Below are 12342 nucleotides of genomic sequence, written 5' to 3'. Positions count from 1 at the left end.
ACGGTTTTGATGGCATCATTCAACAAATTTGAATGATTCATGGCTGATTCCGCCGATGTCCTCACCCCCGAAGCCTTTCGCCTGCTGCACGCCATTGCGCGCACCGGCAGCTTTGCCGGGGCCGCGCGCGAGCTGGGCCTGGTGCCCAGCGCCCTGACCTACCGGGTGCGCCAGATCGAGGACGCGCTGGACGTGCTGCTGTTCGACCGCAGCCACCGCCAGGCCCGCCCCACGCCCGCCGGGGTGGAGCTGCTGGCCCAGGGCGAGCGCCTGCGCCAGGAGGTGGACACCCTGGTGCGGCGCGTGCAGCGCGTGGCCACCGGCTGGGAGCCCGAGCTCACGCTGGCCGTGGACGGCGTGGTCTCGCAGGCCGTGCTGATGGACCTGTGTTGCGATTTCTACGCCTTGAGCCCGCCCACGCGCTTGCGCTTGCGCTCTGAAATCCTGAGCGGCACGCTGAGCGCGCTGACCTCCGGCCAGGCCGACCTGGCGCTGGGCGTGACGCTGGAGCCCGCCAGCGCCGCCAACCTGCGGGCCCGGCCGCTGGGCCAAGTGCGCTTTGTCTACGCCATCGCGCCCACGCACCCGCTGGCTCGCGTGCCCGAGCCGCTGTCGGACAGCGATCTGCTCAAGCACCGCGCCATCGTGGTGGCCGACTCGGCACCGGGCAGCACCACGCTGTCATTCGGCCTGCTGGCGGGCCAGGAGGCGCTCACCGTCGCCAGCCTGCAAGCCAAGCTGGACGCCCACCTGCGCGGCCTGGGCGTGGGCTTTTTGCCCGAGCCGCTGGCGCGGGCCAGCCTGGCCAGCGGGCAACTGGTGGCGCGGCGCGTGGAGCGCAGCACGCGCACCGCCACGCTGCACTACGCCTGGCCGGCGCAGGCCGCGCCGGGCAAGGCCCTGTCGTGGTGGCTGCACCAGCTGGAGCGCCCCATCACCCGCCGCGCGCTGCTGGACGGCCCGGCGAGCGTGTAGAGTTGCCGCATGAGCCGCCACCGCCCCCACCCGCGCCCCCAAGCCTCCCCGTCCCAACGCATCGCCGTCATCGGCGCCGGCATCGCCGGACTGGCCTGCGCGCGCACGCTGATGCAGGCCGGGCATGACGTGACGCTGCTGGAGGCCGCGCCGCAGGTGGGCGGGCGCACGGCCTCCAGCGACTCGCCCTTCGGCAGCTTTGACGGCGGGGCGCAGTACTTCACCGTGCGCGACGCGCGCTTTGGCCAGGCGCTGGAGACGGCCGCGCCCGGCGTGGCCCGGCGCTGGAGCGCCAGCGCCGTGCGCGTGCGCGACGAGCACGGCCGCCAGCTCGAGGCCGCCCCGCCCGCCAGCGAGGCGCACTGGGTGGCCACCCCCACCATGGGCGCGCTGGCGCAGTGCTGGGCCGAGCCGCTGCGCGCCGCCGCTCGTCTGCGGCTGAGCACGCGCGTGCTGGGGCTGGCGCGCGCCGGCCGCGGCGGCTGGCAGTTGCGCCTGCAAGGGCCGGGCAACACGCCCCCTGTCGATTCGACATTTGAAACCGTTTTGTTTGCCACCCCCGCACCCGACGTGCGCGAGCTGCTATCGACATCAGAGCAAACCAGCGCCCTGGCGCCAAGCCTGCAAGCGGTCGAGATGGCCCCCTGCTGGACGCTGATGCTGGCCTTTGCGCAGGCATCGCAGCCCGGCCTGTACACCCTGGGCCCGCAGTGGAACGCGGCGCGCAGCACGCACCACCGCATTGCCTGGCTGGCGCGCGAGTCAAGCAAGCCGCAGCGCGGCGGCATCGAGCGCTGGACGGTGCAGGCCAGCAGCGCCTGGTCGCAGGAGCACGCGGGCGACGACCCCCAGCGCGTGGCCGCCAAGCTGCAAAAGGCCTTTGCCGAAGTCACCGGCATCCGCGCCACGCCCAGCCACGCACAGGCGCGGCTGTGGCCCCACGCCCGCACCGTGCAGGCGCTGGGCCGGCCCTTCGTGTGGGACGCCGCGCTGGGCATCGGCCTGTGCGGCGACTGGTGCCTGGGCCAGCGGGTCGAAGACGCTTTTGTCTCCGGCCTGGAGCTGGCGCTGACCGTGCTTGGGGAGGTTGAGCGTTGAGCGTTGAGCGTTGAGCGTTGAGCGTTGAGCGTTGAGCGTTGAGCGTTGAGCGTTGAGCGTTGAGCGTTGAGCGTTGAGCGTTGAGCGTTGAGCGTTGAGCGTTGAGCGTTGAGCGTTGAGCGTTGAGCGTTGAGCGTTGAGCGTTGAGCGTGTTGACGGGGTCAGTGCTTCGGAAGTTCACGCTGAACGCTCAACGCCCAACGCTGAACTTCTTCATGTACATCGGCCGCTTCGCCCCCTCGCCCACCGGCTTGCTGCACGCCGGCTCGCTGGTGGCGGCCCTCGCCAGTTGGCTGGACGCGCGCGCCCACGGCGGGCGCTGGCTGGTGCGCGTCGAGGACGTGGACACGCCGCGCTGCGTGCCCGGCGCCGACCGGCAGATCCTGCAGCAACTGGCGCGCTGCGGCCTGGTGCCCGACGCACCGCCGCTGTGGCAATCCACCCGCGCGGCGGCCTACCAGGCCGCGCTGGATCGACTGATCGCCGCCGGCCTGGCCTACCCCTGCGCCTGCTCGCGCCAGGACATCGAGCGGGCCCAGGCCGCCGCCGGCATCACGCGCCAGCGCGGGCGCGAGCTGCCCTACCCCGGCACCTGCCGCCCGGAGCGCGGCGGCCTGCACGGGCGCGCGCCGCGCGCGTGGCGCCTGCACACCGAACGGCTGGAACAAAACGGCCTGACCGGTTTGCGTGGCGCAGTTGCCCCTCACCCCTCCCTCTCCCCAGAGGGGCGAGGGCGATCGGCCCCGGCAGTCTTGCCCCCTCTCCCTCCGGGAGAGGGTTGGGGTGAGGGCGCGTCTCCAAAGTCCAGCGACGTTCGATTTGACAAAAATCAGCCTGCAGCGCCCGTCCACACGGCGCAAACAGCTATCAATAGTGAAGCATCTGCCGCCACCATCCACTGGCACGACCGCCGCCTGGGCGCGCAGCAGCAGCACCTGTCGGCCGAGGTGGGCGACTTCGTGCTGAGGCGCGCCGACGGGCTGTGGGCGTATCAACTGGCCGTGGTGGTGGACGACGCCGCGCAAGGCATCACGCACGTGGTGCGCGGCGAGGACCTGGCCGACAACACCGCGCGCCAGATCGCCCTGCAAACCGCCCTGGGCCTGCCCACGCCCCGCTATCTGCACACGCCGCTGGTGCTGGGCGCGGACGGTGAAAAACTGAGCAAGCAAAACGGCGCGCAGGCGCTGGACTTGAGCGACCCCACCCAGGCCCTGCGCGCGGCGGCCAATCACCTGGATTTGCACTCAGGCAGGGACGCCGGCAACGTCACCGAGCTGCTGGCAAGCTGGATCCCCGCCTGGCAAGACCGGTATTGCTGAAGACTGCCAACTGCCAACTGCCAACTGCCAACTGACGTCTGGCCTCTAACGCCTGACGCCTTATTGCCTGAGCACATCCGCCCCGGCCGGCGGCTTGAACTCGAACGCGCTGGCGGGCAGTTGCGGGTTGAGCTGCATCGCGCCGAAGGTGAGCACCGAGCGCTGGCCAAAGCTGTCCAGAATCTCCAGCGCCGCCAGCTTGTCGCCGTCAAAGCCCACCTGCACCTGCTGCAGCTGGCCGTCCTTGGCCTTGGGCAGGGCCTTGACCCATTGCAGGCCATCGCGTGCGGGCTCGGCAGTGAGCGTGAAGTCGGCCTGCAATGCGCGCAAATCGGTCGCCTCGGCAATCAGCGCGGCGGGCGTTTGCCCCAGCACCTGCGCCTGCTGGCGCTCGGTCACCTGGTTCAGGTCGGCGTCGTACAGCCACAGCGTCTTGCCGTCGGCCACGATGGTCTGCACAAAGGGCTTCTTGTAGTCAAAGCGAAATTTTCCCGGGCGCTGAAACTCGAACGCGCCGCTGGAAGTCTTGACGCGTCCCGGCTTGCCGTCCCGCGGGGGCGCGGTCACCGTCTGCGTGAAGTCGGCGCGGCCGCTGCGGGTGTTCTGGATGAAGGCTTGCAGGCTGCCCAGGCCGTCGGCCCAGGCGAGGGAGGCCGTCAAGGCCAACATGGACAAAGCGGCGCCAAAGCGCCGCGCAAATCGTGGGATGCTGGATTTCATGGGCGTTCGGATCGTGCAAAAGTCCGGAAGGTTCAGCCCGGCAACCGGTCGATACATCGGCTTGCCGGAAAGAGACAAATGCCTCACTCCGCCCGCGCCGGCACCAGGATGTCGCGCTTGCCGTCGGCCGTCATGGCGCTCACCAGCCCCGCCTTTTCCATGTCCTCGACCAGGCGCGCGGCGCGGTTGTAGCCGATCTTGAGATGCCGCTGCACCAGCGAGATGCTGGCCTTGCGGTTTTTCAGCACCACCTCGACGGCCTGGTCGTACATGGGGTCCTTCTCGCCGCCGCTGTCCTCGCCGCCGCCAAGGCCGCCCTCCTCGCCATCGACGGTGCCGCCTTCCAGCACCCCCTCGACGTAGTTGGGCTCGCCCTGGCTCTTGAGGTAGTCCACCACGCGGTGCACCTCCTCGTCGCTGACGAAGGCGCCGTGCACGCGGATCGGCAGCCCCGTGCCGCTGGGCAGGTACAGCATGTCGCCCATGCCCAGCAGGGCCTCGGCGCCCATCTGGTCGAGGATGGTGCGGCTGTCGATCTTGCTGCTGACCTGAAACGAGATGCGCGTGGGGATGTTGGCCTTGATCAGGCCCGTGATCACGTCCACGCTGGGGCGCTGCGTGGCCAAAATCAGGTGGATGCCGGCGGCGCGCGCCTTTTGCGCCAGGCGCGCGATCAGCTCCTCGATCTTCTTGCCCACCACCATCATCAAATCGGCCAGCTCGTCGATCACGACGACGATGTGCGGCAGGCGGTCCAGTGGCTCGGGGTCCTCGGGCGTGAGGCTGAAGGGGTTGTAGATGAACTCGCCGCGCGCCTTGGCTTCGTCGATCTTCTGGTTGAAGCCGGCCACGTTGCGCACGCCGGCCTTGCTCATGATCTTGTAGCGTCGCTCCATCTCGGCCACGCACCAGTTCAGGCCGTTGGCGGCCTGCTTCATGTCGGTGACCACGGGCGCCAGCAGTTGCGGAATGCCCTCGTAGACCGACATCTCCAGCATCTTGGGGTCGATCATGAGCAGGCGCACGTCCTTGGGCTCGGCCTTGTACAGCAGGCTCAGGATCATGGCGTTGATGCCCACCGACTTGCCCGAGCCGGTGGTGCCGGCCACCAGCACGTGCGGCATCTTGGCCAGGTCGGCAACCACCGGGTTGCCGATGATGTCCTTGCCCAGGCCCACGGTCAGCAGGCTCTTGGCGTCGTTGTAGACCTGCGAGCCCAGGATCTCGGACAGGCGGATCGACTGGCGCCGCGCGTTGGGCAATTCGAGGGCCATGTAGTTTTTGCCCGGGATGGTCTCGATCACGCGGATGGAGACCAGCGACAGCGAGCGCGCCAGATCCTTGGCCAGGTTGACCACTTGCGAGCCCTTGACGCCCGTGGCCGGCTCGATCTCGTAGCGCGTGATGACGGGGCCCGGCGCGGCGGCCACCACCTTCACCTCGACGCCGAAGTCCTTGAGCTTTTTCTCGATCAGCCGGCTGGTCATCTCCAGCGTCTCGGGCGCCACGGTTTCCTGGCGCGCCACCGCGCCGTCGAGCAGGTCCACCTGCGGCAGCTTGCTGTCGGGCAGCTCGGTGAACAAGGGCTTTTGCTTTTCCTTGATCACGCGCTCGCTCTTGGGCACTTCGGTCACCGTGGGCTCAATCAGCATCGGCGCGGGCGGCTGCTCCTGCACCACCTCGCGCTCATGCGTCAGCACCACGTCGCGCTCGCGCGTGGCCTGGCGGCCCAGCTCGACGTCCTCGGCGATGGCCTTGCGCGAGCGGCGCCGCTCCACCAGCGTGTACAGCGCCGCGCCGATGTGCTCGGCCACGCGCCCCCACGAAAAGCGAAACAGCAGCGCCACGCCGACCACCAGCGCCGCGATGCCCAGCAGGGTGGAGCCGGTAAAGCCCAGCCACTTGAGCGCCAGCGGCCCGCCCACGTAGCCCAGCACCCCGCCGGCCGCGCCGGGCAGGGCGTCGTCCAGGCGGTACAGGCGGCTCCACTCCAGCCCCGTGCTGGCGGCCAGCACCAGCGCCAGGCCCACCCAGAAGGACCAGCGCACCGAGGCCAGCAGGCCCCAGGGCGACAGGGGCTTGCGCTCCCCCTGGCCGGCCTGGCCGTGCATCCAGCGCAGCAGGGTGCCGACCCAGGCGTGCACCGCCACCGCCACCAGCCACCAGGCCGAGAAGCCCAGCAAGACATACAGGAAATCGGCCAGCCACGCGCCCAGCATGCCGGCCCAGTTGCGCACCGGCCCGCCCGCGCCCGAAGTGGACCACGCCAGGTCCCTGGACGAATAGCTGGCAAGCGCCAGCGTCAGAAAGATGATCAGCGCCAGGCCGATCACCAGGGCGATTTCTTGCGCAAAGCGCTGCACGGACGTGCGCGGCAGGGGCGCGCGCTCGTCGGCGTTGAAGGTATTGAGGGGATAGGCCATGAATCAATCGACTGCAAGTCACGAGCTTAACGCCAATGCGGGCGGGTTCGGCCCCGGCGCTGGCGTTCCTCGTTCAAGCCCGCCCATCATCGAGGCCCCGCGCATCAGCGCGGCGCGCGGCGCAACCGGGGCTCTTTCACCTCACCCGACGGAATGCAGCTGGTCCTTGATGAGGATCGATCCGTTGTCCAGCGTCTGCACGTGGCCGCGCTCCTCGAGGTCCTTCATCACGCGGCTGACCATCTCGCGCGAGGCGCCCACCATCTTGGCGATGTCCTGGCGCGAGATCTTCTCGCGGATCACGCGCCCGCCCTGCCCGTCGTCGACCGAAAACTCCAGCAGCGCGCGCGCCACCCGGCCATACACGTCCAGCAGCGCCAGCGACTCGATCTTGCGGTCGGCGTGGCGCAGGCGCTGCACCAGGCCGCGCATGACGGCGTAGGCCATGGACGAATTTTCGGGCAGGCAGCGGGCAAACTCGGCGCGCCCCAGCATCAGCACGTCGGTCTGCACCTCGGCACGCACGGTGGCCGAGTGCGGCTCGTTGTCGATCAGGCTCATCTCGCCGATGTGGTCGCCCGGTTGCAACGTGGCCAGGATCACCTCGCGCCCGCGGCTGTCGGTGCTCACCACGCGCGCGCGCCCGTTCAGCAGGATGAACAGGGCGTTGGTCTTCTTGCCCTGCTCGACGATCATCTCGCCGCGCTTGAAGCGACGCTTGACCACGCCATCAGCCACCGTCACCGCCTGGGCATCTGTCAGCATCGAAAACAGCGGGACTCGGCGAATCAAGTCCAGACTCGTCAACATCGTCATGCGGGCATTCTCCTTCGATCGAATGATTCAATCGGTTCTTATTCTTAAAATGGGAGCATTATCGCCGCGCACGGCAAGCGCTCCAAGCCCCGACGCCCCACAAGGGAACGGTCTGGCGCCGGCCAGTCCCCGTTTTTGGCCCTCCATCCTCGATCACCCATGCCCACCCGCCACGCCAAAGTCCTCATTCTCGGCTCCGGCCCCGCCGGCTATTCGGCCGCCGTCTACGCCGCACGCGCCAACCTCAAACCGCTGCTCGTCACCGGCATGGCGCAGGGCGGCCAGCTGATGACCACCACCGACGTGGACAACTGGCCCGCCGACGTCGACGGCGTGCAGGGGCCGGAGCTGATGCAGCGCTTTCAGGCCCACGCAGAGCGCTTTTCGACCGAAATCGTGTTCGATCACATCCACACGGCCGATCTGTCCAAACGCCCCTTCACCCTCACCGGCGACAGCGGCACCTACACCTGCGACAGCCTGATCATCGCCACCGGCGCTTCGGCCAAATACCTGGGCCTGCCGTCCGAAGAATCCTTCAAGGGCCGGGGTGTTTCGGCCTGCGCCACCTGTGATGGTTTCTTCTACCGCGAGCAGGACGTTTGCGTCATCGGCGGGGGCAATACCGCAGTGGAAGAAGCGTTGTATCTATCCAACATCGCGCGAAAAGTCACCCTGGTGCACCGGCGCGACAAGTTCCGTGCCGAGCCCATCCTGATCGACAAGCTGATGGAAAAAGTGGCTGCCGGCAAGATCGTGCTCAAGACCTTTTTCGTGCTGGATGAGGTACTGGGCGACGCCAGCGGCGTCACCGGCATCCGCATCCGCCACGTGGACAGCGGCCAAACCGAGGACATCGCGCTCAAGGGCTGCTTCATCGCCATCGGCCACGCGCCCAACTCCGAAATCTTCAACGGCCAACTCGACATGGAGCATGGCTACATCCGCACCCAGGGCGGCCTGCAGGGCATGGCCACGCAAACCAGCGTGCCGGGGGTATTTGCCGCCGGCGACGTGCAGGACCACGTGTACCGCCAGGCCATCACCAGCGCGGGCACCGGCTGCATGGCGGCGCTGGATGCGCAGCGCTTTCTGGAGCAGGAAGGCTGAACACCCCCTGCGTCGCTGCGCGCCCTCCTCCTCTCCTGCGGGAGGGGGACAGCACCGGTGGCCGGCGCAGGTCCGGCCACGGTGTCCGCTGGCGTGGCCTGCTTCGCGGCCTTCCGATCCTTTGAGTTCAAGCGCTGCGGGGCACAAAAGCCGACCGAAGCGCACGACGTCCGCATCCATGCCCCCATCCCAGCGCATCGAGCATTACGAAAACTTCCCGGTCGCCTCCTGGCTGTGCCCGCCGCGCCTGCGCGCGCCCATTGCCGCCATCTACCACTTTGCCCGCACGGCCGACGACCTGGCCGATGAGGGCGATGCCGGCGCCGCCGAGCGCCTGGCCGCGCTGGCCGACTATCGTCGCGACCTGCATGCGGCCGCTGCGGGCCGGGTGCAGTCCAACGGCCGCTGGCCGCAGGTGTTCGGGCCGCTGGCCGCACAAATCCGCGCCTTTGCCCTGCCGCTGGCGCCGCTCGAAGACCTGCTGTCGGCCTTCGAGCAGGACGTGGTGATGACGCAGGCGGGCGCCGCCTACCCCGACATGGCCGCCTTGCTGGACTACTGCCGCCGCTCGGCCAACCCCATCGGCCGGCTGCTGCTGCATTTGTATGGCGTGCAAGACGCGGCGTCGCTGCAACAAAGCGACGCCATCTGCACCGCCCTGCAACTCATCAACTTCTGGCAAGACCTGTCGGTGGACATCCCGCGCGGACGCTACTACCTGCCGCTGGCCGAATGCACCGCGCACGGCATCGCCGTCAGCGACCCGTCGGCGCAATTCGGTGCGCTGCGAGCCGACGAGAAGAGTACAAAATTAATAGCTGCCTGCGCCCATCAGGCAAGGGAAACCATGCTCAAAGGCACCAAACTCGTGCACCGCATCCCCGGCCGCGCCGGCTGGGAGCTGCGCGCCGTGGTGCAGGGCGGTTTGCGCGTGCTGGACAAGGTCGAAGCCATGGGCGCGCAGGCGCTGCTCCAGCGCCCCCGCCTGCACGCCGCCGACGCCCCCGCAATCGTCTGGCGCATGCTGCGAATGTGACAATCGCCCCCCGTGAGCACGCCGCAAGATTACGTCCAGCAAAAAGCCGTCGCCTCGGGCAGCAGCTTTTACTACGCATTTCTCTTTCTGCCCCCGCCCCGGCGCGCCGCCATCACGGCGTTCTACGCGTTTTGCCGCGAGGTGGACGACGTGGTGGACGAGGTGCACGACCCCGAGGTGGCCGCCGCCAAGCTGGCCTGGTGGCAGGGCGAGGTGCGCAGCGCCTTCGAGGGCAAGCCCACCCACCCGGTGATGCAGGCGCTGATGCCCGGCGCGCGCGACTACGGCATCGAGCCGCGGCAGTTGCTGGACGTGATCGAGGGCTGCCAGATGGACCTGCACCAGGCGCGCTACTTCGAGTTTGCCGAGCTCGAGCGCTACTGCCACTTGGTGGCCGGCGTGGTGGGCGAGGTGTCGGCGCGCATCTTCGGCCAGAGCCAGCCGCAAACCACCGACTACGCGCACAAGCTGGGCCTGGCGTTTCAGCTCACCAACATCATCCGCGACGTGGGCGAAGACGCGCGGCGCCAGCGCATCTACCTGCCCGTGGCCGAGCTGCAGCGCTTCGGGGTGCAGGCCGACGACATCCTCAAGGGCCAATACTCCGATCCCTTCACGGCGCTGATGCGCTTTCAGGCCGAACGTGCGCATCGCCTCTATGACGAGGCGCTGGCCCTGCTGCCCGCCGCCGACCGCCGCGCGCAAAAGCCCGGCCTGATGATGGCCAGCATCTACCGCACCCTGTTGCGCGAGATCGAGGCCGCCAACTTTCAGGTGCTGCACCAACGCATCGCCCTCACGCCGCTGCGCAAGTTCTGGCTGGCCTGGAAGATGCAGGCGCTGGGGAGGTTTTGACGCACCCCCCTGCGCCGCTGAGGCGGCTCGGTGCTCGCCGCCAGAGGCGGCGGCCCTTCGGTCTGTCCAGACCTGCGCAGGCAGGTCTGGAGCCGCAGACCTCAGCCCCCTCTCTGGCGCTTCGCTTGGAGGGGGGACAACGCCAGTGCCCGGCACAGGTCCGGGCACGGCGTTCGCTGGCTTGGCCTGCTCCGCGGCCGCTTGATCGGTTGACTGGCACCATGGACGTCAACTCCTGTTTTTATAGCTGCTTGCGCTTGATGAATGCGCGATACGGCACTGTTTGACTCATGAATCCTCAACCAACCCCACCGCTGCGCATCGCCATCGTCGGCGCGGGCTGGGCCGGCCTGGCGGCGGCCGTGCGCGCGGTGCAGGCCGGCCACCACGTCACCGTGTTCGAGGCGGCGCGCCAGGTCGGTGGCCGCGCGCGCGGCCTGCCGCTGCGCCTGCCCGATGGGCGCACGGTGATGGTGGACAACGGCCAGCACATCCTGATCGGCGCCTACACCGAGTGCCTGCGCCTGATGCGCTGCGTCGGCATCGACCCCGACCAGGCCCTGCTGCGCGTGCCGCTTGTGCTGCGTTTTGCCGATGGCAGCGGCCTGCAACTGCCCAGTTGGCCCGCGCCGCTCGATGTGCTGGCGGGCATCCTGAGCGCGCGCGGCTGGCGCTGGAGCGACCGCTTGGCGCTGCTGCGCACGGCGATCGGCTGGCGGCGCGCCGGCTTTGCCTGCGCCCCTGATCGAACCGTGGCCGACCTGTGTCGCTCCCTGCCCGCGCGCCTGCTCGCCGAGTTCATCGAGCCGCTGTGCGTTGCCGCCCTGAACACCCCCGTCGATCAGGCCAGCGGGCCCGTCTTTCTGCGCGTGCTGCACGACGCGCTGCTGGGCGGGCGCGGCCACTCCAACCTGCTGCTGCCGCGCGTCGATCTGGGTGCGTTGTTTCCCCAGGCCGCCGCACGCTGGCTGGCCCAGCGCGGCGCAGCGGTGCGCACCGGCCAGCGCATCGACGCACTGCACTGGCAGGCGCCGCACTGGCGCGTGGGCGAGCAGGACTTCGACCGGGTCATCTGGGCCACTTCCCCATCCAATGCCGCATCAGCGCTTGACCAGTCAGCGCAAGGCGCTCCTGATGATGTAGCAATCGGCATGCGGACCTGGAGCGCCGCCGCCGCCCGCCTGACGCACCGCGCCATCACCACCGTCCATGTCCAGGCCGCAGCGGCGCCCGCATCGCGCCGCTTGCTGCCCGCCCCGATGCTGGCCTTGCGCAGCGGCTGCGACGCGCCGGCGCAGTTCGTGTTCGACCGCGACGCCATCACCGGCCCCGCCGCTTCGACCCGCCTGCTGGCCTTCGTCATCAGCGACAGCACCGGCGAACGGCCGGCGCTCGAAGCCGCCGTGGTGGCGCAGGCGCAGCGCGAACTGGGCCTGGCCGTGCAGCCCCTGCTCACCATCACCGAAAGGCGCGCCACCTTTGCCTGCACGGCCGCGCTGCAACGCCCGCCGGCAGCGATCGCACCCGGCCTGCTGGCCTGCGGCGACTACATCGCCGGCCCCTACCCCGCCACGCTGGAAGGCGCCGTGCGCAGCGGCATCGCCGCCGTCCGCGCGGCCACCACGCCGTCAACGCTCAGCTAGAATCACCCCTCGCACGCGGGTGTAGTTCAATGGCAGAACGGCAGCTTCCCAAGCTTCATACGAGGGTTCGATTCCCTTCACCCGCTCCACTGCATCAATCTGCGGACTTCCGCAGAAGTCCAAGAGAGTCTGCAAGTCGTTGCCACACAAAGACTTTTCCTCTCTTTGATGTTCTGCCGTGGTCCACTGCGATCCGCCTACAGCCGGGACTTTTGAGTCCACAAACAAGTCCATTTTTGAGGGCGCGGCTGATTCCGGATTGTTGATGGAGGGGCGAGGTCGACGTGACCAGCATCTGGTTCCTGACTCATGTTCAGGAGCAAGAGCATGGCACTCTCAGACCT

At 68.8% G+C, this 12342-nt stretch carries 10 protein-coding genes and 1 tRNA gene; 8 read left to right on the top strand and 3 right to left on the bottom strand.

Annotation, left to right across the window (positions count from 1 at the left end; translation table 11 throughout):
* Positions 1-39: 39 nt before the first annotated feature.
* The 3 genes from U1F38_RS13835 (at position 40) to gluQRS (ending at position 3395) form a co-directional block, all read left to right on the top strand.
* On the top strand, positions 40-975 hold the full coding sequence (locus U1F38_RS13835; protein ID WP_409987653.1) for a LysR family transcriptional regulator: 936 nt from the start codon (positions 40-42) through the stop codon (positions 973-975).
* A 9-nt stretch (positions 976-984) separates the two neighbouring features.
* Positions 985-2073 carry an NAD(P)/FAD-dependent oxidoreductase gene (locus U1F38_RS13830; RefSeq protein ID WP_409987652.1) on the top strand — a complete coding sequence of 363 codons (1089 nt, stop codon included), beginning with the start codon at positions 985-987 and terminating at the stop codon, positions 2071-2073.
* 215 nt (positions 2074-2288) lie between these two features.
* Entirely contained in the window at positions 2289-3395 is a 1107-nt protein-coding gene (gene gluQRS, locus U1F38_RS13825) for a tRNA glutamyl-Q(34) synthetase GluQRS (protein ID WP_409987651.1), read from the top strand.
* A 60-nt stretch (positions 3396-3455) separates the two neighbouring features.
* On the opposite strand, the gene lolA is transcribed toward gluQRS, so the two are convergent.
* From lolA to U1F38_RS13810, 3 genes are all read right to left on the bottom strand, one after another.
* Positions 3456-4064 carry an outer membrane lipoprotein chaperone LolA gene (lolA, locus tag U1F38_RS13820; RefSeq protein ID WP_409987650.1) on the bottom strand — a complete coding sequence of 203 codons (609 nt, stop codon included), beginning with the start codon at positions 4062-4064 and terminating at the stop codon, positions 3456-3458.
* Between the two features lie 134 nt (positions 4065-4198).
* A complete protein-coding gene (locus U1F38_RS13815; protein WP_409987649.1) occupies positions 4199-6538 on the bottom strand; it encodes a DNA translocase FtsK in 2340 nt (779 codons plus the stop codon).
* 141 nt (positions 6539-6679) lie between these two features.
* Positions 6680-7354, bottom strand: a complete 675-nt coding sequence (locus tag U1F38_RS13810; RefSeq protein ID WP_409987648.1) for a Crp/Fnr family transcriptional regulator — start codon at positions 7352-7354, stop codon at positions 6680-6682.
* A 159-nt stretch (positions 7355-7513) separates the two neighbouring features.
* Here U1F38_RS13810 and trxB point away from each other — a divergent pair, with 159 nt between their 5' ends.
* From trxB to U1F38_RS13785, 5 genes are all read left to right on the top strand, one after another.
* The gene (gene trxB, locus U1F38_RS13805) at positions 7514-8464 is read left to right on the top strand and encodes a thioredoxin-disulfide reductase (RefSeq protein ID WP_409987647.1); all 951 of its coding nucleotides are present in this window, start codon (positions 7514-7516) and stop codon (positions 8462-8464) included.
* Positions 8465-8642: 178 nt separating this feature from the next.
* Positions 8643-9500, top strand: a complete 858-nt coding sequence (gene hpnC, locus U1F38_RS13800) for a squalene synthase HpnC (RefSeq protein WP_409987646.1) — start codon at positions 8643-8645, stop codon at positions 9498-9500.
* Positions 9501-9512: 12 nt separating this feature from the next.
* Positions 9513-10355, top strand: a complete 843-nt coding sequence (gene hpnD, locus U1F38_RS13795) for a presqualene diphosphate synthase HpnD (RefSeq protein ID WP_409987645.1) — start codon at positions 9513-9515, stop codon at positions 10353-10355.
* A gap of 314 nt (positions 10356-10669) precedes the next feature.
* Positions 10670-11998 (top strand): hydroxysqualene dehydroxylase HpnE, encoded by a 1329-nt coding sequence (hpnE, locus tag U1F38_RS13790; RefSeq protein WP_409987785.1) that lies wholly within the window; start codon positions 10670-10672, stop codon positions 11996-11998.
* A 15-nt stretch (positions 11999-12013) separates the two neighbouring features.
* A tRNA-Gly gene (locus U1F38_RS13785) sits at positions 12014-12087 on the top strand.
* Positions 12088-12342: the final 255 nt, after the last annotated feature.

This window comes from Ottowia sp. (assembly GCF_046348305.1).
Lineage (GTDB): Bacteria > Pseudomonadota > Gammaproteobacteria > Burkholderiales > Burkholderiaceae_C > Ottowia.
The sequence above is the reverse complement of the archived record's forward strand: the minus strand, read 5'-3'. Positions and strand labels throughout refer to the sequence as shown.

Coding starts and splice junctions, on each gene's coding strand:
- U1F38_RS13835 (WP_409987653.1), top strand. CDS start 40: ATGGCTGATTCCGCCGATGTCCTCACCCCCGAAGCCTTTCGCCTGCTG.
- U1F38_RS13830 (WP_409987652.1), top strand. CDS start 985: ATGAGCCGCCACCGCCCCCACCCGCGCCCCCAAGCCTCCCCGTCCCAA.
- gluQRS (WP_409987651.1), top strand. CDS start 2,289: ATGTACATCGGCCGCTTCGCCCCCTCGCCCACCGGCTTGCTGCACGCC.
- lolA (WP_409987650.1), bottom strand. CDS start 4,064: ATGTTGGCCTTGACGGCCTCCCTCGCCTGGGCCGACGGCCTGGGCAGC.
- U1F38_RS13815 (WP_409987649.1), bottom strand. CDS start 6,538: ATGGCCTATCCCCTCAATACCTTCAACGCCGACGAGCGCGCGCCCCTG.
- U1F38_RS13810 (WP_409987648.1), bottom strand. CDS start 7,354: ATGACGATGTTGACGAGTCTGGACTTGATTCGCCGAGTCCCGCTGTTT.
- trxB (WP_409987647.1), top strand. CDS start 7,514: ATGCCCACCCGCCACGCCAAAGTCCTCATTCTCGGCTCCGGCCCCGCC.
- hpnC (WP_409987646.1), top strand. CDS start 8,643: ATGCCCCCATCCCAGCGCATCGAGCATTACGAAAACTTCCCGGTCGCC.